This is a genomic window from Streptomyces sp. NPDC016562 (genome assembly GCF_043076955.1).
Taxonomy (GTDB): Bacteria; Actinomycetota; Actinomycetes; order Streptomycetales; family Streptomycetaceae; genus Streptomyces.
In genome coordinates this window covers 62,557-87,164 of record NZ_JBIBRZ010000007.1, presented here as the reverse complement: position 1 = coordinate 87,164, position 24,608 = coordinate 62,557, and the positions used below count along the sequence as shown (strand labels likewise).

Genomic DNA, 24,608 nt, shown 5'->3' with positions numbered 1-24,608 from the left:
CGCCGCCGGCCCGCATTCAGCCCCGCCGGCGTTTGAGGCGCGGGGGCCCGGGGGCAGCGCCCCCGGCAACGGCGCCGCGCCCGCCACGGCCGGGAACGCCAAAACGGGCCGGGCCCGGCACCCCGAAGGGAGCCGGGCCCGGCCCGTGACTGCTGCTGACCGCCGAGAGGCGACGCGCGGCCTAGTTGTCGTCCTCGTCGATCAGAAAGCCCCGCATGGGAGACGGCGCCTGCATCGGCTGCGGCGCAGCCGGCCGCACCGGAGCCATCGGCTGCGTCATCGCCGGGGACATCTGCTGCTGGCCACCGTACGACGGGCCTCCGCCCATCGGGGAGGGACCGCCCATGGGCGACGGGCCACCCATCGAGGGCCCGCCCATGGTGTGCCCCATCGCACCGGCCGGAGCCATCGAAGGCGACGGCGAGGGCGGCAGGGCCGGACCGGCGGGACCACGCGGCGGGGCCAGCGAGTCGTCGGCCTGGGTCTCCAGCTGGCGCAGCTGCGACTCCAGGTAGGACTTCAGACGCGTACGGTACTCACGCTCGAAGCCCCGCAGATCCTCGACCTTGCGCTCCAGCGTGGCACGGGCGGACTCCAGGGAGCCCATCGCGACGCGGTGCTTCTCCTGCGCGTCCCGCTCCAGCGCGTCGGCCTTGGCGCGGGCGTCCCGCTCCAGGCCCTCGGCGCGCGACCGGGCCTCGCCGACGATCTTGTTGGCCTCGGAGCGGGCCTCCGCGATCGCCTGGTCGGCGGTCTGCTGCGCCAGCGACAGGACGCGGGCGGCGCTGTCGCCACCGGGGCCCTGCTGCGGGAGCTGCGGCTGCTGCTGCTGGTGCATCTGCTGGCCCATGGGCTGCATCTGCTGACCCATCTGCTGCATCTGCTGGCCCATGGGCTGCATCTGCTGGCCGAGCGGGTTCTGGCCGCCCATCGACTGCTGCTGCTGGCCCTGCATCTGCTGACCCATGCCCTGCGGTCCGCCCATGGGGTGCTGCTGCATGGGGCCGCCCATCTGGCCCGGGCCCTGCTGTCCGTGTCCACCGGGACCGGCGGGCAGCTGCGGCTGGCCGCCCGGCAGCTGGGGCGGACCCATCTGCGGCTGCGGCGGGCCGGATATGGCCGCGGGCACGGGGGCGCCGGGGCCGCGCTGGTCCTGGGGTTCGGGCTTGCGCATGCCCTGCTGCTGCTGGTTCTGCGCGGCGGCACGCGTGGCGGCCGCCAGCTTGGCGCGCAGGTCCTCGTTCTCGCGCAGCAGGCGCGTCAGTTCGGACTCGACCTCGTCGAGGAAGGCATCGACCTCGTCCTCGTCATAGCCTTCTCGCAGGCGGACGGTCGTGAACTGCTTGTTCCGCACGTCCTCGGGAGTCAGCGGCATGTCTTCTTCACCTCTACGTAGTCGTCGGCAGTCGGCAAGACCGTATCGGGATCGTCCCCGCGCGCGCGGAGAAGTTCATCGTTCATACGCTTCTCGCAGCACCGCTGACGAGACTGATGAGGATGTAAACGATGATCATCAGAACGAAGAAGGACAGGTCGAGTGCCACGCCCCCGAGACGCAACGGCGGGATGAACCGCCGCAGAAGCTTGAGCGGTGGGTCGGTAAGAGTGTAGGTGGCCTCCAGCACGACCACCATGGCCTTGCCGGGTGCCCATGAACGTGCGAACTGGAACACGTAGTCCATGACCAGTCGGAAGATCAGCACGATGAGGAAGCACATCAGCACGATGTAGACCACCTGCAGTGCGACGCCCATCCCGTGCTTCCCTCTCCCCGTTTCCCGCTCTGTTCCCGGTCCCGTATCTGACGGATCGGTCTAGCTTTGGTTGAAGAACCCGCCCTCCGCGATGCGGGCCTTGTCCTCCGCCGTGACATCGACGTTAGCAGGCGACAGCAGGAACACCTTCTGTGTCACGCGTTCAATACTGCCGTGCAGACCGAACACGAGTCCGGCGGCGAAGTCCACGAGACGCTTCGCGTCCGTGTCGTCCATCTCCGTGAGATTCATGATCACCGGAGTGCCCTCACGGAAGTGTTCCCCGATGGTACGGGCCTCGTTGTAGGTCCGGGGGTGCAGCGTCGTGATGCGGTACGGCTCCCGCTCGGAGACGACCTTGGGCATGATCACGGGGGCGTTCTTCTCCAGGTTCGAGCGGTCAGGTGTGATGGACGCCACGGGGGCGATTCGTGCAGGCCGTCCGTTTTCCACCGGAATTGGGACGGGTTCCCGCTGCGGCGGGGGCTGTACGGCTCGTACCGGTTCGTCCGGTACGGGCGATTGGTGCACGGGCTGCTGGCGCCGGCGATCCCGCTCCGGCTCCGGCTCGGGTTCGAACTCGTCGTCGGGGTCGTACCCCGGGTTGTCGTACCGGTCGTCCTCCACGAGGCCGAGGTAGACCGCCATCTTGCGCATCGCGCCGGCCATTCTCCGAGTCCTCCGCTCTGTGGTGGATCGCCCTGTCGCAGGTGCCGCCGTGTCACGAATGTCACCAACTGCCCGCGATCCACGTGGTCTGCCCGCTCATCTGCGGGAATGACCATATTTTCTGCTGTGGTCCGACTTTCTTCGCGACGTTACCCGAGCCGGGGTCTCGCGCCGAGTACCGCAGTGCCGACGCGTACATGTGTCGCACCGGCCGCAACGGCCTGTTCCAGGTCTGCGCTCATCCCGGCCGACACCATCGTGGCAGCCGGATGGTCCGCGCGCAGGCGGGATGACAATTCCACCAACCGCTCGAAAGCGGCCTGTTCGCGTCCCGCGTAGGGGCCGGACAGCGGAGCGACGGTCATCAGCCCGTCGATGCGCAGCCCCGGGGAGTCCGCCACGAGGTCCGCCAACTCCGCGAGCTGCTCGGGCGCCGCGCCTCCGCGGGCCCCGCGCTCCCCCGACTCGGCGTCGAGCGCGATCTGCACGAGGCAGCCGAGCTCCCGGCCCGCGTTCGAGGCGGCGGCGGAGAGGGCGGTCACGAGCCTGGGCCGGTCGACCGACTGCACCACATGCGCGTATCCCGCCACGGAACGGACTTTGTTCGTCTGCAACTGACCGACGAAGTGCCAGGTGAGCGGCAGGTCCGCGCAGGCCGCGGCCTTGGGGGCGGCGTCCTGGTCGCGGTTCTCCGCAACATGACGGACGCCCAGGTCCGCCAGGAGTCGTACGTCGCTCGCGGGATACGTCTTGGTGACCACGATGAGCGTCACCTCGTCCCGCTCGCGTCCCGCCGCCGCGCAGGCGGACGAGATACGTTCCTCCACCCGCGCCAGGTTCTCGGCGAGCTCCGACTTACGATCTGTCATTCCTCAGTCCAACCAGGTGTATCCGGCCAGGCGTCCGGTCACCCGGTCGCGGCGGTACGAGAAGTGGTCCCGCGACTCCAGTGTGCAGACAGGGGAACGGCGGACGTCGACCACCCCCGCCTCCGCGAGCTGCGCGTGCACTCCGGCGACCACGTCGACGGCCGGTGTCCCCCAGCTGGTCTCGGCCCTGGCGGCCGGTACCGCTTCGGCCACCGCCTCCCGCATCTCGGCGGGGACCTCGTAACACCGTCCGCAGACCGCCGGCCCGGTCCGGGCGGTGATCCGCCCGGGCTCGGCGCCCTGGGAGACCATCGCCTCCACGACGGCGGGCACCACGCCCGCGACCAGTCCGGGCCGTCCCGCGTGGGCCGCCCCCACCACCCCGGCGACGGGGTCGGCGAGCAGGACGGGCGTGCAGTCGGCGGTGAGCACCGCGAGGGCGAGCCCCCGGCGGGTGGTGACCAGTGCGTCCACGGCGGGGACGGCGGACTCCGCGTCCCAGGGACCGGAGACCACGCTCACGTCCCGGCCGTGCACCTGGTTCATCCAGACCACCTGCTCCGGCTCCAGTCCCAGGGACTTCGCCGCGCGGGCCCGGTTCGCGAGAACGGCGGCCGGGTCGTCTCCGACCGCGCCGCCGAGGTTGAGCTCTTCGTACGGAACGGCGCTCACTCCGCCCCACCGGTCGGTGAAGGCGAAGTGGGCGCCGCCCACGTGGTGCTGCTCCGGTGTCACTTCAAGAAGTCCGGGACGTCCAGTTCCTCGGCCGGGCTGTCCTGGTACGGACGGGCCGTCGGGACCTGCGGCGCGGGGGCCTCGGCCTGGGCCGGGGCCGGCTCGACCGGAGCCGGGGGCTCCTCGCGCGGGGTGACCGTGCCCAGTCCGCCGAAGGCCGGGCGGGCCGGCTCGGCGGCGCGGACCGGAGCCGGGGCCGGCTCCTCGCGCTTGGTGGACGCGGCGCCGATGACGTTGTCCCGGCGGGCCGGGGGCTGTCCGCCGTCGAACCCGGCCGCGATGACGGTGACCCGTACCTCGTCGCCGAGCGCGTCGTCGATGACGGCGCCGAAGATGATGTTCGCCTCGGGGTGCGCGGCCTCGCTCACCAGCTGCGCGGCCTCGTTGATCTCGAAGAGACCGAGGTCCGAGCCGCCGGAGATGGAGAGCAGCACACCGCGGGCGCCGTCGATGGATGCCTCCAGCAGCGGCGAGGAGATCGCCATCTCGGCCGCGGCCACCGCGCGGTCGTCGCCGCGGGCCGAGCCGATGCCCATCAGGGCCGAGCCGGCCTCGGACATCACGGACTTGACGTCGGCGAAGTCGAGGTTGATCAGGCCCGGTGTGGTGATGAGGTCGGTGATGCCCTGGACGCCCGAGAGCAGGACCTGGTCGGCCGACTTGAAGGCGTCGAGCACGCTGACCTGGCGGTCCGAGATGGACAGCAGGCGGTCGTTGGGGATGACGATGAGGGTGTCGACCTCTTCGCGGAGCTCGGCGATGCCGTCCTCCGCCTGGTTCGCTCGGCGCCGGCCCTCGAAGGTGAACGGCCGGGTGACCACACCGATCGTCAGGGCGCCCAGCGAGCGCGCGATGTTGGCGACGACGGGTGCGCCACCGGTGCCGGTGCCGCCGCCTTCACCGGCGGTGACGAAGACCATGTCGGCCCCCTTGAGGACCTCCTCGATCTCCTCGCGGTGGTCCTCTGCCGCCTTGCGACCGACGGCCGGGTTGGCGCCGGCGCCCAGGCCCCGGGTGAGTTCGCGGCCGACGTCGAGCTTGACGTCGGCGTCGCTCATCAACAGCGCCTGCGCGTCCGTGTTGATGGCGATGAACTCGACGCCCTTGAGACCGACCTCGATCATTCGGTTGATGGCATTGACACCACCGCCGCCGACACCGATGACCTTGATGACTGCGAGGTAGTTCTGCGGTGCTGCCACGTCGAAGGCCTCTCGCCTCGATTACGTGTCGTCGCCTCGCGGCCTGCGTTGCGACGACTGATGCCGAAATAGGGACGGTCCGAACGCGCCGACCCGAACCCTCACCCTGAAGTTTAGGGTTAGGGGTATGTCTGTTCCTTGGACTCTTCCGAACAGGACACTAAGTCGACAAGTAGCGCGTGTTCAACGAACACGCCGAACCTCCCGTTTTTCTTTTCACCCTATGTGATCACCCGTATCGCTGGCCAACCAGGGTGCGTCCCTGTTCGACCGAACGTCAACTCCCGGACGCCGCAGGGGCGGTGGGAACGCTCACGTCGAAGTGGCGGGCCTTCGGCGCGGCTTTCAGCAAAGCGGTCAGTGCGCGCCCCTTCGCCTCGCTCTGTTCGCCGCTCCCCCACGTCACGGACCGGCCCCGCGTGAGCTCCAGCACGACCGAATCGTAGGAACCCACCTTGACCTGCAGGGTCTCCCCGGCGATCGGCCCGGGGAGGGCGCCCGCGACGCCCACGGCCTCGCGGAGCAGCCGCTCCTCGTCGAAGCGGCGGCCGCTCGGGGACCCTCCCGCGTTCAATTCGAGGACCGGGACGCCCGCGGGTGCTTTCGGAACCGTGTCGAATCGCACACCCGAAGCGTCCACTTCCACGAAGTTGGCGTCCTTTTTGATGAGCAGGACCGGTTTGCGTTCTGTCACTTTCAGCCCGATCCCGTGCGGCCAGGCCCGCACCACATCGACCGAATCGATGCGGGGCAGCCGGGTGCGCACGCGCTCGCCGATCTCGTCGGTGTCCACGCCCACCAGGGGTGCGCCGACCGGGACGGCCGCCGCGGAGAGCACCTGCTCGGGGGTGAGCACCTGCGTGCCGGTGGCGGTGACCTTCTCGACGCGCAGCCAGGCGGAGCCGTACAGGACCCAGGTGCCGCCCGCGGCGAGGAGCACCGCGGCGGCGAGGCAGGCCAGCACGGGGCCCCGGCGCAGACGCGTGCCGGGGCCCTGCGGGCCGGATCCCTTCGCGGACTTCGCAGGCTTGGGCGGCTCGGGAGAGCCGGCGCCCTCACGGGGGCCCCGGCCGGGCCGATCGGATGACGGTGACCCGCGCTGTGCGGTCCTCGCTCCGGCCACTCCTGTGCCTCCTGCGTCTGTGCGGTGTCCCGCCTCAGCGGGACCGGTGGGCCGCGATCGCCTCGTACACCATGCCGACGAGCAGCTCGTCGGCGTCCCGGCGGCCGAACTCACCGGCGGCGCGCGACATCTCGTACAGGCGGTGCGGGTCGGACAGCACCGGGAGGATGTTGCCGAGCACCCACTCGGGCGTCAGTTCCGCGTCGTCGACGAGCAGACCGCCCCCGGCCTTGACCACCGGCTGGGCGTTGAGCCGCTGTTCGCCGTTGCCGATCGGCAACGGGACGTAGGCGGCGGGCAGCCCGACGGCGGACAGTTCGGCGACGGTCATCGCGCCCGCGCGGCACAGCATCATGTCGGCGGCGGCGTACGCGAGATCCATCCGGTCCAGGTACGGTACCGGCACATACGGCGGCATCCCGGGCATGTTGTCGACACGCGGCAGTTCGTTCTTCGGCCCGACGGCGTGCAGGATCTGGATCCCGGAGCGCTGGAGGGTCGGGGCGATCGCCTGGACCGTCTCGTTGAGGCGCCGGGCGCCCTGCGAGCCGCCGGAGACCAGCAGCGTCGGCAGGTTGGGGTCCAGGCCGAAGGCGGCGCGCGCCTCCGGGCGGACCGCGGCCCGGTCCAGGGTGGAGATGGAGCGCCGCAGCGGGATGCCCACGTAGCGGGCGCCGCGCAGCTTGCTGTCGGGGGTGGAGACCGCGACGGCGTGCGCGTAGCGGGAGCCGATCTTGTTGGCCAGCCCGGGGCGGGCGTTGGCCTCGTGGACGATGATCGGCACCCCGAGGCGCTTGGCCGCGAGGTAGCCGGGCAGGGCGACGTAGCCGCCGAAGCCGACGACGCAGTCGGCCTTGGTGCGCAGGAGGATCTCCTCCGCGGCCTTGATGGTGCCGCGCAGCCGTCCGGGGACGGTGATCAGCTCCGGGGTGGGCTTGCGGGGCAGCGGTACGGCGGGGATCAGCCCGAGCTCGTAGCCGCGTTCCGGCACCAGGCGGGTCTCCAGCCCGCGCTCCGTGCCGAGGGCGGTGATGCCCACTGAAGGGTCCTGCCTGCGCAGGGCGTCCGCGAGGGCGAGCGCCGGCTCGATGTGGCCGGCGGTCCCCCCACCGGCGAGTACGACATGCACCGAAATTCACCGCTCTCCGGACGGTCGCTTCTTGACGCGCCGTCTCATCGACTTCCATCTCACCCCGGTCCGCCTCCAGCCGTTCTTCGGCTGGCGCATCGCGAGGGCCGCGCGCGCCGCCGGCTCCTCACGCGCGAAGGCGATGAGCAGTCCGACCGCGAACATGGTCGGCAGCAGGGCCGACCCCCCGTAGGAGAACAGCGGGAGCGGGACTCCGGCGATCGGCAGCAGGCCGAGCACCGCACCGATGTTGATCACGGCCTGGGCCGTGATCCAGGTGGTCACGCCTCCCGCGGCAAACCGTACGAAGGAGTCCTCCGTGCGTCCGGCCACGCGGATACCCGCATAGCCTAGAGCCGCGAAGAGGGCGAGCACCGACAGCGTCCCCGCCAGACCCAGTTCCTCCCCGGTGATGGCGAAGATGAAGTCGGTGTGGGCTTCGGGTAGTTGCCCCCATTTTTCCACACTTGCCCCCAGGCCGGAACCGAACCATCCCCCGGAGGCGAGGGCGTAGATCCCGTGAACGGCCTGCCAGCAGAGGTCGTTCTTGCCCGGTTCCGTCGCGCCGAGGCACTCCAGCCGGTCCATCCGGTGCGGGCTGGTCTTGATGAGCAGTGCGACGATCGCAGCCGCGAAGACCAGCACGCCGACGAACATCCGCGTCGGGGCGCCCGCCAGCCACAGCAGGCCGAAGAGGATGGCGCCCAGGATCATCGCGGTGCCCATGTCCCCGCCCAGCATGATCAGGCCGAGCAGCAGGAAGGCCACCGGGACCAGCGGCACCAGCAGGTGCTTCCACTGGCTCAGCAGCCCCTTGTCGCCCTTGCGGGCCAGCAGGTCGGCGCCCCACAGGATCAGGGCCAGCTTGCCGAACTCACTGGGCTGCAGCATGAACGGGCCGCCGAGCGAGATCCAGTTCTGGTTGCCGTTGATCGCGACCCCTATCCCGGGGACCTGCACCAGGACCATCAGGAAGAGCGTGCCGGCGAGCACCGGATAGGACAGCGCCCGGTGCAGTTTGACGGGCATCCGGGAGGCGACCAGCAGCAGCCCTGCGCCGATGAGGGCGGCCAGGAACTGCTTCTTGAAGAAGTAGGCGTCGCCCAGGCCGAGCTGGAGGGCCTTGATCATGGAGGCCGAGTACACCATCACCAGGCCGAGCACGGTGATCAGCAGGGAACTGCCGAAAATCAGGTAATAGGCGGTGAGCGGGCGGTCCCAGGCCTTGCGCACCCTCCCCTGCGTACGCCGCAGCCCGGCCAGCGGCCCGCGCCCGGCGGGCCGCCCCACACTCACCAGGGGCCGCTTGCGGCCCTGCGCCTTCAGGGCGGACGGCCGCCGCCCCGGCAGCATCTGCTTGGCCGGCATCTGTGATCTTCCCCTCCACTCGTACGAGGCGAGCAGCCGGCCGGAGGATCCTTCGACCTAGGCGCTCTCGGCGGCCAGTTCGCGCACCGCGTCGGCGAATGCGTCCCCACGCTCGTTGTAGTTCGCGAACATGTCCATCGAGGCGCAGGCAGGTGCCAGCAGGACCGTGTCGCCGGGCTCGGCGAGCGCGGCCGCTTCCCGGACCGCTGCGAGCATCGCCCCAGTGTCGGTCCGTGCGAGGTCGACGACCGGGACCTCGGGGGCGTGTCGCGCCAGCGCCTCGCCGATCAGCGCCCGGTCGGCGCCCATCAGCACCACGCCGCGCAGCCGCTTCGCGGACTTCTGGACGAGCTCGTCGAAGGTCGCGCCCTTGGCGAGGCCGCCCGCGATCCACACGACCGGCTCGAAGGCCGCGAGCGAGGCCTCGGCCGCGTGCGTGTTGGTGGCCTTGGAGTCGTCGATGTAGGTGACCGAGCCGACCTCGTCCACGTACGCGACCCGGTGGGCGTCCGGGCGGAAGTCGCGCAGCCCGTCGCGGACGGCGCGCGGCTCCACGCCGAAGGCGCGGGCCAGGGCCGCGGCGGCGAGCGCGTTGGCGATGTTGTGCGGGGCCGGCGGGTTGACGTCCTTGACCTCGGCGAGCTCCTGGGCGTTCTTGTGCCGGTTCTCCACGAAGGCCCGGTCGACGAGGATGCCGTCGACGACGCCGAGCATGGAGGGGCCCGGGGCTCCGAGGGTGAAGCCGATGGCCCGGCAGCCCTCTTCGACGTCCGCCTCCTCGACCAGCTTCTCGGTGGCCGGGTCGGCGACGTTGTAGACGCAGGCCACCGTGTTGCCCTCGTAGATCCGGCCCTTGTCGGCGGCGTACGCCTCCATGGAGCCGTGCCAGTCGAGGTGGTCGGGGGCCAGGTTGAGCACGGCCGCCGAGTGGGCGCGCAGCGAGGGCGCCCAGTGCAGCTGGTAGCTGGACAGTTCGACGGCGAGCACGTCGTACTCCTGCTCGCCGAGCACCACGTCGATGATGGGGGTGCCGATGTTGCCGACGGCGGCGGTGCGCAGGCCCGCGGCCTTCAGGATCGAGGCCAGCATCTGGGTGGTGGTGGTCTTGCCGTTGGTGCCGGTGATGGCCAGCCAGGCGGCGGGGGCCGCCTGCGGGTCTCCTCCGGGGCCACCGGCCGCCTCGCGCGCGGCGGCGCGTCGGCGCACGCCGAGCTCGCGCAGCCGCCAGGCGATCTCCACGTCCCCGACGACGTCCACGCCGGCCGCGGCGGCGGCCGCGAACAGCGGGCTGTCGGGCTTCCAGCCCGGGGAGGTGACGACCAGTCCGGTGCCCTCGGGCAGGACGTCCCCGGCGCGGGCGCCGCCCTCCAGGTGACCGAGGCGGACCTCGATGCCCTGCTCCGCGAGCTCGGCGGCCTTCGCCCGGTGGGCGTCGCCGTCCCCGTTGTCGACCACGGTCACCCGGGCTCCGAGCCCGGCCAGGGCGCGGGCGGCGCTGACGCCGCTCACGCCGAGACCGGCGACCGTGATCCGGTCCGGGAGGCCGTAGCGGGCCGCCTCGGTGGCGGAGCCGGGCTCGGCGGGCAGAGTGCGGTCGTCGCTCACTTGTCGGCTGCCCATCCCGCGTAGAAGAGACCCAGACCCACGATCACGCACATGCCCTGGATGATCCAGAAGCGGACCACGACAAGGACTTCGGACCACCCCTTGAGTTCGAAGTGGTGCTGCAGCGGGGCCATCCGGAAGACGCGCTTCCCGGTCAGCTTGAAGGAGCCGACCTGGATGACGACCGACATGGTGATGAGGACGAACAGGCCGCCGAGCAGGGCGATCAGGAACTCCGTGCGGGAGCAGATCGCGAGACCGGCGAGCGCGCCGCCGAGGGCCAGCGAACCGGTGTCACCCATGAAGATCTTGGCGGGCGAGGTGTTCCACCACAGGAAGCCGAAGCAGGCGCCCATCAGGGCGGAGGCGACGACGGCGAGGTCGAGCGGGTCGCGCACCTCGAAACAGGCGTTCGGGCTGGGCAGGGTCTGCGCGTTGACGCAGGACTCCTGGAACTGCCAGACGCCGATGAAGGTGTAGGCGCCGAAGACCATCACGGCGGCGCCGGTGGCGAGGCCGTCCAGACCGTCGGTCAGGTTCACGCCGTTGGACATCGCCAGGATCATGAACAGGGCCCAGACGACGAACAGCACCGGGCCGATCGACCAGCCGAAGTCCGTGACGAACGACAGCTTGGTGGAGGCCGGGGTGAGCCCGCGCTGGTCCTCGAACTGGAGCGCGAGCACCGCGAAGGCGATGCCGACGATCAGCTGACCGGACATCTTCGCCTTGGCCCGCAGACCGAGCGAGCGGCGCTTGACGATCTTGATGTAGTCGTCCAGGTAACCGACCACACCCATGCCCGCCATCAGGAACAGCACGAGCAGGCCCGAGAAGCTCGGTTCGCTGCCGGTGATGACCTTGGTGAGGGCGTACGCGATGAGCGTCGCCAGGATGAAGGAGATACCGCCCATGGTGGGCGTGCCCTTCTTCCCGGCGTGGCCGCGGGGGCCGTCGTCGCGGATGAACTGGCCGTAGCCCTTGCGGGCCAGAAGCTTGATCAGCAGCGGAGTACCGATGAGCGTCAGGAACAGACCGATGACGCCGGCGAACAGGATCTGCCTCATCGGTCGGCGACCTCGCCCTCGACAGCACCGGCGAGCAGGGCTTGGGCCACCCGCTCCAGACCGGCCGACCTGGAAGCCTTCACCAGCACGACGTCACCCGGGCGCAGTTCACTGCGCAACAGGTCGACCGCCGCCTGCGCGTCGGACACGAGCACCGACTCCTCACCCCACGAACCCTCGTTATATGCGCCCAGTTGCAGCCATGAGGCTTCCCGGCCCCCGACTGCGACGAGCTTGCTCACGTTGAGCCGGACGACAAGCCGCCCGACCGCGTCGTGCTCGGCGAGCGCGTCGTCCCCGAGCTCGGCCATCGGGCCGAGCACCGCCCACGTGCGTCCCCCGTTCGCCCTGGCCGCACCGCCCATCGCGGCGAGCGCGCGCAGTGCGGCCCGCATGGACTCCGGGTTCGCGTTGTAGGCGTCGTTGACGATCGTCACACCGTCCGCCCGCTCGGTGACCTCCATCCGCCACCGGGACAGGGTGTCCGCTTCGGAGAGCGCGGTGGCGATCTCCGGGGCGGACATGCCCAGTACATGAGCGACGGCGGCCGCGGCGAGCGCGTTCGACACGTGGTGCTCACCGTACAGCCGCAAGGTCACGTCACTGCACCCGGTCGGTGTGTGCAGTGTGAAGGTGGGCCGCCCCCTGTCCGTCATCCGGACGTCCGTGGCCCGGATTTCGGCGTCCTCGGCCTCGCCGAACAGCACCGTACGGGCCTTCGTGCGCGCGGCCATGGCGCGAACCAGCAGGTCGTCGGCGTTGAGGACGGCCACGCCGCCCTCCGCCTCGGCCGGCAGGGCCTCGACGAGCTCGCCCTTGGCCTGCGCGATCTGCTCGCGGCCGCCGAACTCGCCGATGTGGGCGGTCCCGACGTTGAGGACGAGTCCGATCCGCGGGGGCGTCAGTCCGGTGAGGTAGCGGATGTGGCCGATGCCGCGGGCGCCCATCTCCAGGACCAGGTGCTGGGTTTCCTCGGTGACGCGCAGCGTCGTGATCGGCAGGCCGATCTCGTTGTTGAGGTTCCCCGGGGTCCAGACGGTCGGCGCGTGGTGCTGGAGCACCTGCGCGATCAGGTCCTTGGTGGAGGTCTTGCCGGCGGACCCGGTGAGGGCGACGACGTCGGTGCCCAGGCGGGCGACGACGGCCCGGGCGAGGGCCCCGAGGGCGGCCACCACGTCGGGGACCACGATGGCCGGTACGCCGACGGGTCGCGTCGCGAGGACGCCCACGGCGCCGGCGGCCAGCGCGCGTTCGGCGAAGTCGTGGCCGTCGACCCGCTCACCGACGAAGGCGGCGAACAGGCTGCCCGGCCGGACCTCGCGGGAGTCGTAGACCACGGGACCGGTGACCTGTACCGCCGGATCCGGTATGTCGTGGGGCCGCCCGCCGGTGATGTCGGCGATCTCGGCGAGGGAAAGGGCGATCACTGGTTCACCTCGGCCTGTCCGGCCCTGGTCGTCGGATCGGGCGCGGCCGTCCCGTCGAGCACGGCCTGGCGCTCGATCGCGGCGCGCAGCACCGTGCGGTCGTCGAAGGGCCGTACGACACCGGCGGTGTCCTGGCCCTGCTCGTGGCCCTTGCCCGCCACCAGCACGGTGTCACCGGGCCGGGCGCGCGCCACGGCGGCGGCGATGGCCGCGGCCCGGTCGGGGTCGACCAGGACGGTGCCCCGCTCGGCGGGCGGTACGGACACGGCGCCGTCGAACATCGCCGCGAGGATCGCGAGCGGGTCCTCGGAGCGCGGGTTGTCGGAGGTCAGCACGGCCGTGTCGGCGAACCGGGCGGCCGCGGCGCCCATCGGGCCCCGCTTGGTGGTGTCGCGGTCGCCGCCGCAGCCGAGCACGATGTGCAGCTTGCCCTCGGTGACCTCGCGCAGGGCGCGCAGGACCGATTCGACGGCGTCCGTCTTGTGCGCGTAGTCGACGACGGCGAGGTACGGCTGCCCCGCGTCCACCCGCTCCAGACGGCCGGGGACCCCGGGGACCGCGGCGACGCCGTCGGCGGCGGTCTGCGGGTCGAGTCCGGCCGCGGCGAGCGTGACGACCGCGGCGACGGTGTTGGCGACGTTGAACGGGCCGGGCAGCGGCGCGGTGCACCGTACGCGCTGTCCCTCGGGGCCCAGCAGGGTCAGGGTGGAGCTCGCCGGTCCGAAGACCACGTCCTCGGCGCGCCAGTCGGCGGCCGGGTCGCCCGCGGCGGAGAAGGTGACCACCGGGACCGTCGCCTCCTTGGCGAGGCGGCGGCCGTACTCGTCGTCGAGGTTGACCACGCCCAGGCGGGCCCGGCGGGGCGTGAAGAGCCGCGCCTTCGCCTGGAAGTAGTCCTCCATGTCGGAGTGGAACTCCATGTGTTCCGGGCTCAGGTTGTTGAAGACGGCCACGTCGAAGACGCAGCCGTCGACGCGGCCGAGCACCAGGGCGTGGCTGGACACCTCCATGGCCACGGCCTCGACCCCGCGTTCGCGCATGACCGCGAAGAGGGCCTGGAGGTCGGTGGCCTCGGGGGTGGTCCGCTCCGACTTGATCCGCTCGTCGCCGATGCGCATCTCGACGGTGCCGACCAGTCCGGTGCTGCGGCCCGCCGCGCGCAGGCCGCCCTCGACGAGGTACGCCGTGGTGGTCTTGCCGGAGGTGCCGGTGATGCCGATCTGGAGCAGGTCCCGGCCGGGGCGGCCGTAGATCGCGGCGGCGAGCTCGCCCATCGCGCCGCGCGGGTCGGCGACGGTCAGGACGGGCAGGCCGGTCGCCTCGGCGCGCTGCGTCCCGGCGGGGTCGGTCAGCACGGCGGCGGCGCCGAGCGCGGCCGCCTGGGCGGCGAAGTCGGCGCCGTGCGTCCTGGCTCCCGGCAGGGCCGCGTACAGGTCGCCGGGGCGCACCGCACGGGAGTCGTGCGTGATCCCGGTGATCTGCGGACCCGACGGCTCACCGGCGGCTTCGAGGTCGACCAGGGCGGCGAGCTCGGGCAGCGGTGTCGGTCGCACGGATACGGGCCGCGGCGCTCCCGGCGGCGTTGCCGGGGCGTCTTTCTGGGTGGTTCTGGGCTGATCAGCGTGGGGCACGGCGGTGAGCGTACCGGGCGCGGCGGGCCGCCCGCGAAGTGAGGGCCCGGCCCCGCCTTCGTCGGCCGACTGGTTCCCGGGTTTCGGGGTGATCGTTGTCACTGATGGTGCCTCACGCGTTTTCTGGCGGGCCGGCAGGGGCGGTGGGTCACTGACCGGGCTGCGGACTGGGCTGCGGTGCGGGCTGCTGGGCGGGGGGCTGGGCGGGCTGCGGGCCCGGTTCGTAGGTGACCGGGAGCCCGGCGGGGGCGGTTCCGGTGGGGGCGACCTGGAGGGTCTTGAGGGCGAACTCCATGACCTTCTTGTAGATGGGGCCGCAGATCTGGCCGCCGAAGTAGCTGCCCTTCGTCGGGTTCTGGATGGCGCAGTAGACGGTGATGCGCGGGTTGTCGGCGGGCGCGAAACCGGCGAAGGAGGCGGTGTAGCCCTTGTAGCGGCCGGTGGCCGGATCCACTCGGTTGGAGGTGCCGGTCTTGCCGCCGACCCGGTAGCCGGGGATGCGGGCCTTGGTGCCGGTGCCCTCCTGGTCGTCGACCACGGATTCGAGCATCTCGGCGAGGGTCTTGGCGGTCTCCGCGCTGACCACGCGGGTGCGCTCGGGCGCCGGGGCCGGGGTGAAGCGGCCGTCGGGGCCCTTGGTACCGCGGACCAGGGTCGGGGTGATGCGGACCCCGCCGTTGGCGATGGTCGAGTACACGGAGGCCGCCTGCATGGCGTTGAGGGACAGTCCCTGGCCGAAAGGGATCGTGTACTGCTGGGAGGTGGACCAGTCGCCGGGCTTGGCGAGGATGCCGCGGGACTCGCCCGGGTAGTTCAGGCCGGTGGGCTGCCCGATGCCGAACTTGGTCAGGTAGGAGTGCAGGACCTCGTTCGACTTGGACTGGGTCGGGCCGAGCTGGCCGGTGGCCAGGATGGTGCCGATGTTGGAGGACTTGGCGAGGACCCCGTTGAGGGTCAGGTACCAGGTCGGGTGGTCGATGTCGTCCTTGAACAGCCGGTCGCCGCGGTGCAGGCGGTTGGGGACCTCGACCCGGGTGTCCGGGGTGGCCTTCTTCTCCTCCAGTACGGCCGCCATCGACATCACCTTGGCGGTGGAGCCGGGCTCGTACACGTCCTGGAGGGCGGCGTTGCCCATGGCGGTGGAGCGGGCGCGGGTGAGGTCGTTGGGGTCGAAGCCGGGGGCGTTGGCCATGGCGAGGACCTCGCCGGTGCGGGTGTCCTGGACGATGACGTAGCCGCGGTCGGCCTCGGACTTCTGGACCTGCTCGGCGATGGCGCTCTGCGCCGCCCACTGGATGTCGCGGTCGATGGTCAGCTCGATGTCCTCGCCGGGCACGGCGGGCTTCTCGCTGGAGCCGGCGGTGGGGACCTTGCGGCCGCCGGACTGGGCGTAGGTGACCTCGCCGTCCTTGCCGGACAGCTTCTTGTCCAGGGAGGACTCCAGTCCGCCGGCGCCCTTGCCCTCGGCGTTGACGTAACCCAGTATCCCGGCGGCCAGGTCGCCGTTCGGGTACACCCGCTTGCTGCTGTCCTCCTTGAACACGCCGGCGAGGACGTTGGCGCCGGGGCCGTTGTTCTTCTTGTCGGCCGCCGCCTTGTCCGCGAAGACCCGCTTGAGGTCCTTGATCTGGTTCCAGACCTGGGGGGTCTGGCGCTGGGCGAGGACCACGTAGCGGGTGTTCTTGGTGCTCAGCCGCTCGGTGAGCTCCTTGGCGTCCTTGCCGAGGATGGGCGCGAGGAGGGCGGCGGCCTGCGCGGGGGCGTCCGGGGCCTTGCTCTCCTGCGGGGTGAACATCTTCGGGTCGGCGGTGATGTCGTACGCGTCGACGCTGGTGGCCAGGGCCACGCCCCGGCGGTCGGTGATCTCCCCGCGCTCGGCGGCCAGCCTGACGCTGGTGTAGCGGTTCTTGGAGGCCTCGGCGGAGAAGGCGGAGGCGTCGACGGCCTGCACCTGGAGCAGGCGGACGACGAACGCGAGCATGACGAGGGTCAGGCCGACGCTGACGAGGCGCAGCCGGGGGCGGGGCGCGCCGAGGCGGATGGTGTGCGGCGTGCGCGGCGCGGCGGGCCTGCGCGTCGCCGGCCGAGCCGCGGCCCGCGCCCGCTCCCCTGCCCTGGGCCGCCCCGGCCCGGGCACCCGCCGCCGCGGCGGCTCCCCCGCGGGGCTCACGCGCCCACCCCGTCCACGCGAAGGCCACGGGGGGAGGGCGGGGTGGGGGAAGGCCTCGTGGGGCTGGGCCCCGGCACCGCGGAACCGCCTGCCATCGGGGTCACGACGTCACCTGCCTGGGTTGGGGGTGGGCTGCTGCTGCGAAAGCTGGGGAGCCTGCGAGGGCTGCGGAGACTGCGAGGGCTGGGGCGCCGCGGGCGGCGGCGCTGCGGCCGCGGCCGGAGCCTGGGGCGCCGGGGCCGACGGGGACGGCGGCGCGGGCGGTTCCGCCGCCACCGCCGTACCCGCGACCTTGCCGTCGGGGCCGATGAAGACCGGGCTGCCGCCCGGGACCAGGCCCAGCTCCTGCGCCCGCCGCTGCAACGCGTCGGGGGCCGAGTAGGCGTCCACGTCCCGCTGCAGCGCCTGCTCCTCGTCCGTGAGGACGGTGGTCTCCTTCTTCAGCTTGGTCAGCTGGAAGGAGCCCTCGTTCAGGGCCGAGTTCAGCAGCAGCAGGCTGATCAGGCCGCCGCCGAGCAGCGCCACCACGAGCAGGACGAACGGCATCCGCGCGGCCTGCCCCCCGGAACGCGGCCCGGCGGGCCGGGCGGGCCGGACCGGCCGCGCGCCGAGCGCCCGGCCGAGGCGGGCCGCCTGGCCGCGGGTGAGCGTGGCGACCTTGCCGGTCCCGGCCTTGGTCACAGCCGCGCCTCCCGGATGCGTTCGACGCCGCGGAACCTCGCCGGGGCGGCCCGCCGGTTCTCGGCGATCTCCTCCTCCGTCGGCAGCTCCGCACCGCGTGTCAGCAGCTTCAGCTTCGGCTGGTACTTCTCCGGGACCACCGGCAGCCCGGGCGGCGCCGTGGAGGCCGCACCCGCCGCGAAGACCTGCTTGACCAGCCGGTCCTCCAGCGAGTGGTACGAGAGCACGGCGATCCGGCCGCCGACCGCGATCCGGTCCACCGCCGCCGGAATGGCCTTCTCCAGCCCGGACAGCTCGCCGTTGACCTCGATCCGCAGCGCCTGGAAGGTGCGCTTCGCCGGGTTGCCGCCGGTGCGCTTCGCCGCCTGCGGCAGCGCGTCGCGGATCAGTTCGACGAGCCGGGCGCTGTTGGAGAACGGCTCCTTCTCCCGCTCCCGGACGATCGCGGACACGATCCGCTTGGCCTGCTTCTCCTCGCCGTACTGGCGCAGGATCCGTACGAGCTCACCGGGCGCGTAGGTGTTCAGTACCTCGGCGGCGCTGATCCCCGTCGTCTGGTCCATCCGCATGTCCAGGGGCGCGTCCTGCGCGTAGGCGAACCCGCGGTCGGCCTCGTCGAGCTGCATGGAGGAGACGCCGAGGTCGAAGAGGATGCCCTGGACGGTCGGGATGCCGAGCCCGTCCAGTACCTCGGCCAGGTCGGCGTAGATCGCGTGGACGAGGGTGGCCCGCTCCCCGAAGGGCGCCAGGCGCTCGCCGGAGAGCCGCAGGGCTTCCTTGTCGCGGTCGAGGCCGATCAGGTGGGCCTCGGGGAACCGGGTCAGCAGGGCCTCGCTGTGGCCGCCGAGGCCGAGGGTGCAGTCGACGACGACGGCCCCCGGCCTCTCCAGCGCCGGGGCCAACAGGTCCAGGCACCGCTGGAGCATCACCGGGACATGTCGGGACTCGCTAGTCAAAGCGCCCTCTCAGATAACGGCGCGGCAGGCGTACGCCGCGCCGCGCACGCGGAGTGTTACCAAGGGGCCGGGCGGCCGGTCAGGGCCGGGCTCCGGCCGGTTCGCGTCACTTTAGTGCAACGGTCGCCGCGGTCAACGAACCGCCCCGCGCGCCGTGCGCCCCTCTCGGACCGAACCGGCAAAACGCGCGAATCACCCGGATGGTCGCCCCGCGCCCACTCCTGTGGGTTAGCTCACAACAAGCCTCGTTGTCGTTCTTTGTCCGCACTCACGCAAGGCCTTTACCCGCCGTGACCATTAACGTCGTACCCATGACGACTTCCGCATCCCTCCCCGCAGAGTCCGCGCCCGAGGCCCCCCGCGGCGGATCCGTCACGGACCGGCTGGTCGCGGCGAACGAGCGCTACGCGGCGCAGTTCTCCGACCCCGGCATGGACGCCCGCCCCGTTCTCCAGGTGGCCGTCGTGGCCTGTATGGACGCCCGCCTCGACCTCCACGCCGCCCTGGGCCTGAAGCTCGGCGACTGTCACACGATCCGCAACGCCGGTGGCGTGGTCACCGACGACACCATCCGCTCCCTCACCATCAGCCAGCGGGCCCTCGGCACCCGCACGGTGATACTGATCCACCACACCGGCTGCGGTCTCGAAAGCCTGACCGAGGACTTCCGGCACGAGCTGGAGGACGAGGTCGGCCAGCGTCCGGCCTGGGCCGTGGAGGCCTTCCGGGACGTGGACCAGGACGTCCGCCAGTCCATGCAGCGGGTTCGCACCAACCCCTTCCTGCCGCACACGGACGATGTGCGAGGCTTCGTCTTCGATGTGCACACCGGGCTCCTGCGGGAGATCGATCCCAGCTCTTGAGTGACACAAGGCCGTAACGCCGTCAAGAATGCGGGGTGGCACCACCCGGGATCCCCCGGGTCCGGTGTCCGTGTTTCGGGGTGGGCCGGTCATGCGCCAAGGGCGTCGGCCCTGGGAATGGGCCGAGGAGAACCAGGTGACGACGTATGACGACCGAGCGAGCCTCGCGGATCTGACCAGCACGGCGGAGCGGGTGCGCCAGTCGGTCGAGAGCGTGATCGAGGGCAAGCCCGAGGTCGTACGCCTCGCGCTGACCGTGCTCCTCGCCGAGGGGCACCTGCTGATCGAGGACGTGCCGGGCGTCGGCAAGACGATGCTGGCCAAGACGCTCGCGAAGTCCATCGACTGTTCGGTCCAGCGCATCCAGTTCACCCCGGACCTGCTGCCCTCCGACATCACCGGTGTCAGCATCTACGACCAGCAGCGCCGCGAGTTCGAGTTCAAGCCGGGCGCGATCTTCGCGCAGATCGTCATCGGCGACGAGATCAACCGCGCCTCGCCGAAGACCCAGTCGGCGCTGCTGGAGTCGATGGAGGAGCGCCAGGTCACCATCGACGGCACGACCTACACGCTGCCGACCCCCTTCATGGTCGTCGCCACCCAGAACCCGGTGGAGATGGAGGGCACCTACCCGCTGCCCGAGGCGCAGCGCGACCGCTTCATGGCCCGCGTCTCGGTCGGCTACCCCAGCCCCGACGCCGAGCTCCAGATGCTCGACGTGCACGGCGGGCTCTCCCCGCTCGACGACCTGACGTCGGTCGCGCACGCCCACGAGATCGTCAAGCTCATCGAGGCGGTCCGCGAGGTGTACGTGGCCGAGCCCGTCAAGCGGTACGTCGTCGACCTGGTCGCCGCCACCCGCAGCCACCCCGACCTGCGCCTGGGCGCCTCGCCCCGCGCCACCCTGCACCTGCTGCGCGCCGTGAAGGCCTCCGCCGCGCTCTCCGGCCGCGACTACGTCCTGCCCGACGACGTCCAGGCGCTGGCCGCGCCCGTCCTCGCGCACCGGCTGCTGGTCTCCGCGCAGGCCCAGCTGGCCCGGCGCACCGCCGAGCAGGTCGTCCACGACATCCTCCAGCGCACCCCCGTCCCCGCCGCGCACTCCCGCGGCGAGATGCCGCCCGGCGCGGGCATCCGGGGCTTCTGATGGGCGCCGGTGCCCCGCGCGGCGCCGGCGGGCCGGGTGGTACGGAGCAGGGCGGGGGCGGCGGGCTGCGCGCGTCGCTGTCCGGGCTGACCACCCGCGGCCGCTCGTTCCTGGCCGCCGGGATCGCCGCCGCGGGCTGCGCGTACGTCCTGGGCCAGGGCGAACTGCTGCGCGTCGGCCTGCTGCTCGCCGCCTTGCCGCTGATCTGCGTCTACGCCCTGCACCGCACCCGCTACCGGGTCTCCGGCAGCCGCCGGCTGACCCCGGGACGGGTGCCCGCGGGCGCCGAGGCCCGCGTGCAGCTGCGCATGGACAACGTCTCCCGGCTGCCCACCGGCCTGCTGATGCTCCAGGACCGGGTCCCCTACGTCCTGGGCCCGCGGCCCCGCTTCGTCCTGGACCGCGTCGAGCCGGGCGGGCGCCGCGACGTGTCCTACCGGGTCCGCTCCGACCTGCGCGGCCGCTACCCGCTGGGCCCGCTCCAGCTGCGGCTGTCCGACCCCTTCGGGCTGGTCGAGCTCACCCGCTCCTTCAGCACCTACGACACCCTCACCGTCGTCCCGCGCACCGAGCCGCTGCCGCCGCTGCGCCTGGCCGGCGAGTCCCACGGCTACGGCGACGGCAGCCGCCGCTCGCTGGCCCTGGCCGGCGACGACGACGTGATCCCGCGCGGCTACCGGCGCGGCGACGACCTGCGCCGGGTGCACTGGCGCTCCACCGCCCGCTACGGCGAGCTGATGGTCCGCCGTGAGGAACAGCCGCAGCGCAGCAAGGCCACGGTCCTGCTCGACACCCGGCGCCTGGCCTACGACGGCGCGGGTCCCGACTCCGCCTTCGAGTGGGCCGTCTCGGCGGCCGCCTCCAGCCTGCTGCACATGCTGGAGCAGGGCTTCTCGGTACGGCTCCTCATGGACACCGGGGACTCGGTGCCGAGCGGCGGTGGCGGTTTCGAGAGCAGGGGCGCCTCCGGCGGCGGCCAGGAGTCCGCGGAGGCCGCCGGGCTGATGATGGACACCCTCGCGGTGGTCGGGCACTCCGACGGAGCGGGCCTCTCGCGGGCCTACGACGCGGTGCGCAGCGCCGGCGGCGGTTTCGCGGGGACCGGCGGTGACGGGCTCCTCATCGCCTTCTTCGGCGACCTGGACGACGTACAGACGGAACTGGCCGCCCGGATGCGCCAGCGCGCCGGGGGCGCCGTGGCCTTCGTACTGGACTCCGCGACCTGGGGCGGGCAGCCCGCGCCGGGCCATGCGGTGGCCCCGTTGGAGGAGCGGCTGCACCGGCTGCGCGACGCGGGCTGGACGGCGCTGGCCGCCGCGCCCGGGGTGGCGTTCGGCGAGCTGTGGCGACAGGCGGGGACCGCGGGCCTCGGCACGGGAACTTCCGGAGGGCGGGCATGAGCGGGCGGGCGAAACTGACGCTGTTCGCGGCACTGGCGACGCTGCTCACCGCGTGGTCGCTGACCCCGCTGGTCGACACCTCCGCCTGGCTGCTGAAGGCGGCGCCGCTGCTCGCCCTGCAGAGCGCCGTGGGCGCGGGGGCCCGGCGGGTGCCGCTGGGCCGGTCCCTGACCGTGGCGGCCCAGCTGCTCGTGTCGCTGGTGCTGCTCGCGTTCTTCTTCGGCGGCAAGGCCGAGTCCGGCGGGACCGGCCCGATGGCGTACCTGGTGACCGATTTCGGCGCGCTGTTCGCGCAGGGCGTCCAGGACGTGGGCGAGTTCGCGATACCGGCTCCGCCGACGGACGGCATCCAGCTGCTGCTGGTGTCCGGGGTGCTCCTGATCGGGCTGCTGGTGGACGCGCTGGCGGTGACCCTGCGGACGGCCGCCGCGGCGGGGCTTCCCCTGCTGGCCCTGTACTCGGTGGCCGCGGGCCTGGCGGGCGGCGGTGAGGCCTCCTGGTTCTCCTTCCTGCTGGCGGGCTCCGGCTACCTGATGATGCTGCTGGCCGAGGGCCGCGACCGGCTCGCCCAGTGGGGCCGGGTCTTCGGCGCGGCCCCACGCGGCCGTGCCTCGGCCGACTCCGGCCTGAGCTCCGCCCAGGGCGGTCAGGCGATGGCCCCGGTGCGGGCCGGCCGCCGGATCGGCGCGGCGGCCCTCGGGCTGGCGCTGGCCGTGCCGATGGCGCTGCCCGCGCTCGGCGACGGGATGCTGGGCGCGCGGGACGGCGGCGAGGACGGCAGCGGGAAGGGCGGGACGATCTCGGCGGTCAACCCGCTGGTCTCCCTGCAGAGCAACCTGAACACCCAGGACAACCGGGTGGTGCTGAAGTACCGCACGGACAGCCCGCAGCAGAGCGAGCAGTACCTGCGGTTCGTGGCGCTGGACGAGTTCAACGGGGTCAAGTGGGAGGCCTCCGGGCGGGCCCTGACCGACGTGCCGGAGCGGCTGCCCAATCCGCCCGGGCTCAGTGACCAGGTCCGCGTCTCCGCGTCGGAGGTGCGCACCAGCGTCTCGGCGGCGGACAACTACACCCAGCGCTACCTGCCCATGCCGTATCCGGCGACCGCGGTGGAGATCGGCGGGAAGTGGCGGTTCGAACCGGCCGGCCGGACCCTGGTCGGGGACCAGATGGGCAGGGAGAAGTTCCAGAACGTCCAGGGGGCGCAGTACACGGTGCGCAGTCTGCTGCTGAAGCCGACGGCGCAGCAGTTGCAGAAGGCCCCCGAGCCGAATCCGGCGATCCGCGAGGAGTACACGCGGGTCCCGGACAACCTGCCGCCGGTGGTCGCCGAGACGGCCCGTCAGGTCACGCAGGGGTCGAAGGACGACTACTCGCGTGCGGTGAAGCTGCAGGACTACTTCGCCGTGAACGGCGGCTTCCGCTACAACACGCGGACGGCCTCGGGTACGGGTCCGCAGGCGGTGGCCCGGTTCCTCGCCGACAAGGAGGGCTTCTGCATCCACTTCGCCTTCTCGATGGCGGCGATGTCGCGCTCGCTGGGCATCCCGGCGCGGGTGGCGGTGGGCTTCACGCCGGGCGAGAAGCAGGCGGACGGCAGCGTGAACGTGACGATGCGCGACGCGCACGCCTGGCCGGAGCTGTACTTCGAGGGCGTGGGCTGGACGCGGTTCGAGCCGACGCCGCGGGCGGGCATCAACGTGCCGGACTACTCCCGGGCGCAGGCCCCGGCGGCCCAGCCGTCCGCGCCGGCGCCGCTGCCCTCGCAGTCCGCGGCGCAGCCGAGTGCGGCTCCGTCGAAGTCCGAGGAGTGCCCGCCGGCGCTGAAGAAGCTCGGCGAGTGCGGGGCGGCCGCGGCCGCGCAGGGCTCCTCCGGCGACGACGGGCCGTCGGTGACGACGGTCCTCGGCTGGGCGGCGGCCGTGGTGGCGGTACTGGGCCTGCCCCTGCTCCCGCTGCTGTGCCGCAACAGGCTGCGGGCCCGACGGCTGGGCAGCGGTGAGGTCCTGGACGCCTGGCGGGAGTTGGGCGACGCCGCGTGGGACGTGGGCGTGGCCCCGGACGAGGCGCTGTCCCCGCGCCGGGCGGCCGCGCGGATCGTGGACCTGGGCGCGCTGGAGCCGGAGGCCGCGCAGGCGGTGCACCGCGTCGCGGGCGCCGTGGAACGGGCCCTGTACGCGCCCCCGGGCGCGCAGGTCTCGTACGACGGCCTCGCACAGGACGTCGTGCTGGCCCGCGCGGCGCTGCTGACCGCGGCGACCCGCCCGGCCCGCCTGCGCGCCCTGTTCCTCCCCCGCTCGGCGGCCCGCCTCTCCTGGGCGGCCTCGGCCCGCTGGTCCACGCTCGCCGCGGCGGCCTCGACCCGAGCGACCGCCCTCCGCCTACGCCTCCCCCTCCGCAACCGCGGCTGAGGAACCCCTGCGGGGCGACTCTCCCCCACCCCGCCCTTTCTCCGTTTCCCGGGACTCCGCCCCGGACCCCGGTCCTCAAACGCCGGACGGGCTGAAAGATCCAGCCCCGCCGCACACCTCCAGCCCCGCCGGCGTTTGAGGCGCGGGGTCCGGGGCGGAGCCCCGCTCTTTCAGCCCCGCCGGCGTTTGAGGCGCGGGGCTCGGGGCGGAGCCCCGGTAGTCCAGCCCCGCCGGCGTTTGAGGCGCGGGGCTCGGGGCGGAGCCCCGGTCTTTCGGGCGGGCGGCGACGGGGCGCGGGGACGTACGGGCCGCAGAAACGCCCGGGCACGACCGCCGAACCCGCAGACGCGAAAACGCAAACGCGGCGAGGCTCGATCCCCCCGAGCCCCGCCGCGCAGGCG

At 72.4% G+C, this 24,608-nt stretch carries 20 protein-coding genes; 4 read left to right on the top strand and 16 right to left on the bottom strand.

All coding sequences use genetic code 11. The features are described from left to right. Nucleotides 1–181: 181 nt before the first annotated feature. From ACF059_RS25900 to rsmH, 16 genes are all read right to left on the bottom strand, one after another. On the bottom strand, nucleotides 182–1,375 hold the full coding sequence (locus ACF059_RS25900) for a DivIVA domain-containing protein (protein ID WP_366868565.1): 1,194 nt from the start codon (nucleotides 1,373–1,375) through the stop codon (nucleotides 182–184). A gap of 82 nt (nucleotides 1,376–1,457) precedes the next feature. Continuing rightward, nucleotides 1,458–1,754 carry a YggT family protein gene (locus ACF059_RS25895; protein ID WP_360903849.1) on the bottom strand — a complete coding sequence of 99 codons (297 nt, stop codon included), beginning with the start codon at nucleotides 1,752–1,754 and terminating at the stop codon, nucleotides 1,458–1,460. Between the two features lie 60 nt (nucleotides 1,755–1,814). Then, on the bottom strand, nucleotides 1,815–2,423 hold the full coding sequence (locus ACF059_RS25890) for a cell division protein SepF (protein WP_366868564.1): 609 nt from the start codon (nucleotides 2,421–2,423) through the stop codon (nucleotides 1,815–1,817). A gap of 149 nt (nucleotides 2,424–2,572) precedes the next feature. Continuing rightward, entirely contained in the window at nucleotides 2,573–3,292 is a 720-nt protein-coding gene (locus ACF059_RS25885; RefSeq protein ID WP_392061374.1) for a YggS family pyridoxal phosphate-dependent enzyme, read from the bottom strand. Between the two features lie 3 nt (nucleotides 3,293–3,295). Beyond that, nucleotides 3,296–4,027 carry a peptidoglycan editing factor PgeF gene (pgeF, locus tag ACF059_RS25880; RefSeq protein WP_392061371.1) on the bottom strand — a complete coding sequence of 244 codons (732 nt, stop codon included), beginning with the start codon at nucleotides 4,025–4,027 and terminating at the stop codon, nucleotides 3,296–3,298. Beyond that, a complete protein-coding gene (gene ftsZ / locus ACF059_RS25875; protein ID WP_392061368.1) occupies nucleotides 4,024–5,229 on the bottom strand; it encodes a cell division protein FtsZ in 1,206 nt (401 codons plus the stop codon). Before ftsZ ends, pgeF begins: the two co-directional genes overlap by 4 nt. Nucleotides 5,230–5,506: 277 nt before the next feature. Further along, complete coding sequence (locus ACF059_RS25870) at nucleotides 5,507–6,352, bottom strand: cell division protein FtsQ/DivIB (protein WP_392061365.1); 846 nt, start codon at nucleotides 6,350–6,352, stop codon at nucleotides 5,507–5,509. Nucleotides 6,353–6,386: 34 nt separating this feature from the next. Further along, complete coding sequence (gene murG, locus ACF059_RS25865; RefSeq protein WP_361948848.1) at nucleotides 6,387–7,481, bottom strand: undecaprenyldiphospho-muramoylpentapeptide beta-N-acetylglucosaminyltransferase; 1,095 nt, start codon at nucleotides 7,479–7,481, stop codon at nucleotides 6,387–6,389. Between the two features lie 6 nt (nucleotides 7,482–7,487). Then, on the bottom strand, nucleotides 7,488–8,849 hold the full coding sequence (gene ftsW, locus ACF059_RS25860) for a putative lipid II flippase FtsW (RefSeq protein WP_392061362.1): 1,362 nt from the start codon (nucleotides 8,847–8,849) through the stop codon (nucleotides 7,488–7,490). 57 nt (nucleotides 8,850–8,906) lie between these two features. Beyond that, a complete protein-coding gene (gene murD / locus ACF059_RS25855; RefSeq protein WP_392061359.1) occupies nucleotides 8,907–10,469 on the bottom strand; it encodes a UDP-N-acetylmuramoyl-L-alanine--D-glutamate ligase in 1,563 nt (520 codons plus the stop codon). Further along, nucleotides 10,451–11,521: a phospho-N-acetylmuramoyl-pentapeptide-transferase gene (gene mraY / locus ACF059_RS25850; protein ID WP_360903825.1), complete on the bottom strand. Its 1,071-nt coding sequence runs from the start codon at nucleotides 11,519–11,521 to the stop codon at nucleotides 10,451–10,453. Before mraY ends, murD begins: the two co-directional genes overlap by 19 nt. Further along, nucleotides 11,518–12,948, bottom strand: a complete 1,431-nt coding sequence (gene murF, locus ACF059_RS25845; protein ID WP_392061356.1) for a UDP-N-acetylmuramoyl-tripeptide--D-alanyl-D-alanine ligase — start codon at nucleotides 12,946–12,948, stop codon at nucleotides 11,518–11,520. The genes mraY and murF overlap by 4 nt, the downstream gene beginning before the upstream one ends. Continuing rightward, nucleotides 12,945–14,681: a UDP-N-acetylmuramoyl-L-alanyl-D-glutamate--2,6-diaminopimelate ligase gene (locus ACF059_RS25840; protein WP_392061353.1), complete on the bottom strand. Its 1,737-nt coding sequence runs from the start codon at nucleotides 14,679–14,681 to the stop codon at nucleotides 12,945–12,947. The genes murF and ACF059_RS25840 overlap by 4 nt, the downstream gene beginning before the upstream one ends. A 46-nt stretch (nucleotides 14,682–14,727) precedes the next feature. Beyond that, nucleotides 14,728–16,749, bottom strand: coding sequence for a peptidoglycan D,D-transpeptidase FtsI family protein (locus ACF059_RS25835; RefSeq protein ID WP_392061350.1), 2,022 nt, complete (start codon nucleotides 16,747–16,749; stop codon nucleotides 14,728–14,730). A gap of 108 nt (nucleotides 16,750–16,857) precedes the next feature. Continuing rightward, entirely contained in the window at nucleotides 16,858–17,430 is a 573-nt protein-coding gene (locus ACF059_RS25830; RefSeq protein WP_392061347.1) for a hypothetical protein, read from the bottom strand. After that, nucleotides 17,427–18,356: a 16S rRNA (cytosine(1402)-N(4))-methyltransferase RsmH gene (rsmH, locus tag ACF059_RS25825; RefSeq protein ID WP_360901015.1), complete on the bottom strand. Its 930-nt coding sequence runs from the start codon at nucleotides 18,354–18,356 to the stop codon at nucleotides 17,427–17,429. The genes ACF059_RS25830 and rsmH overlap by 4 nt, the downstream gene beginning before the upstream one ends. Before the next feature lie 341 nt (nucleotides 18,357–18,697). Between rsmH and ACF059_RS25820 the strand changes: the two genes are divergently transcribed. The 4 genes from ACF059_RS25820 to ACF059_RS25805 all read left to right on the top strand — a co-directional run bounded on the left by ACF059_RS25820 (nucleotide 18,698) and on the right by ACF059_RS25805 (nucleotide 24,207). Further along, complete coding sequence (locus ACF059_RS25820; RefSeq protein WP_392061344.1) at nucleotides 18,698–19,249, top strand: beta-class carbonic anhydrase; 552 nt, start codon at nucleotides 18,698–18,700, stop codon at nucleotides 19,247–19,249. A gap of 136 nt (nucleotides 19,250–19,385) precedes the next feature. Beyond that, nucleotides 19,386–20,396: an AAA family ATPase gene (locus tag ACF059_RS25815; protein ID WP_392061341.1), complete on the top strand. Its 1,011-nt coding sequence runs from the start codon at nucleotides 19,386–19,388 to the stop codon at nucleotides 20,394–20,396. Next, nucleotides 20,396–21,796: a DUF58 domain-containing protein gene (locus ACF059_RS25810; RefSeq protein ID WP_392061338.1), complete on the top strand. Its 1,401-nt coding sequence runs from the start codon at nucleotides 20,396–20,398 to the stop codon at nucleotides 21,794–21,796. Before ACF059_RS25815 ends, ACF059_RS25810 begins: the two co-directional genes overlap by 1 nt. Continuing rightward, entirely contained in the window at nucleotides 21,793–24,207 is a 2,415-nt protein-coding gene (locus ACF059_RS25805; protein WP_392061335.1) for a transglutaminaseTgpA domain-containing protein, read from the top strand. The genes ACF059_RS25810 and ACF059_RS25805 overlap by 4 nt, the downstream gene beginning before the upstream one ends. The last annotated feature ends 401 nt before the right edge of the window (nucleotides 24,208–24,608 follow it).

What these genes read in the sequence shown, in the direction of transcription:
- ACF059_RS25895 (WP_360903849.1), bottom strand. Translation starts at nt 1,754, where the DNA reads ATGGGCGTCGCACTGCAGGTGGTCTACATCGTGCTGATGTGCTTCCTC.
- ftsW (WP_392061362.1), bottom strand. Translation starts at nt 8,849, where the DNA reads ATGCCGGCCAAGCAGATGCTGCCGGGGCGGCGGCCGTCCGCCCTGAAG.
- ACF059_RS25820 (WP_392061344.1), top strand. Translation starts at nt 18,698, where the DNA reads ATGACGACTTCCGCATCCCTCCCCGCAGAGTCCGCGCCCGAGGCCCCC.
- murD (WP_392061359.1), bottom strand. Translation starts at nt 10,469, where the DNA reads ATGGGCAGCCGACAAGTGAGCGACGACCGCACTCTGCCCGCCGAGCCC.
- rsmH (WP_360901015.1), bottom strand. Translation starts at nt 18,356, where the DNA reads ATGCTCCAGCGGTGCCTGGACCTGTTGGCCCCGGCGCTGGAGAGGCCG.
- ACF059_RS25890 (WP_366868564.1), bottom strand. Translation starts at nt 2,423, where the DNA reads ATGGCCGGCGCGATGCGCAAGATGGCGGTCTACCTCGGCCTCGTGGAG.
- ACF059_RS25805 (WP_392061335.1), top strand. Translation starts at nt 21,793, where the DNA reads ATGAGCGGGCGGGCGAAACTGACGCTGTTCGCGGCACTGGCGACGCTG.
- ACF059_RS25885 (WP_392061374.1), bottom strand. Translation starts at nt 3,292, where the DNA reads ATGACAGATCGTAAGTCGGAGCTCGCCGAGAACCTGGCGCGGGTGGAG.
- ACF059_RS25900 (WP_366868565.1), bottom strand. Translation starts at nt 1,375, where the DNA reads ATGCCGCTGACTCCCGAGGACGTGCGGAACAAGCAGTTCACGACCGTC.
- ACF059_RS25810 (WP_392061338.1), top strand. Translation starts at nt 20,396, where the DNA reads ATGGGCGCCGGTGCCCCGCGCGGCGCCGGCGGGCCGGGTGGTACGGAG.
- mraY (WP_360903825.1), bottom strand. Translation starts at nt 11,521, where the DNA reads ATGAGGCAGATCCTGTTCGCCGGCGTCATCGGTCTGTTCCTGACGCTC.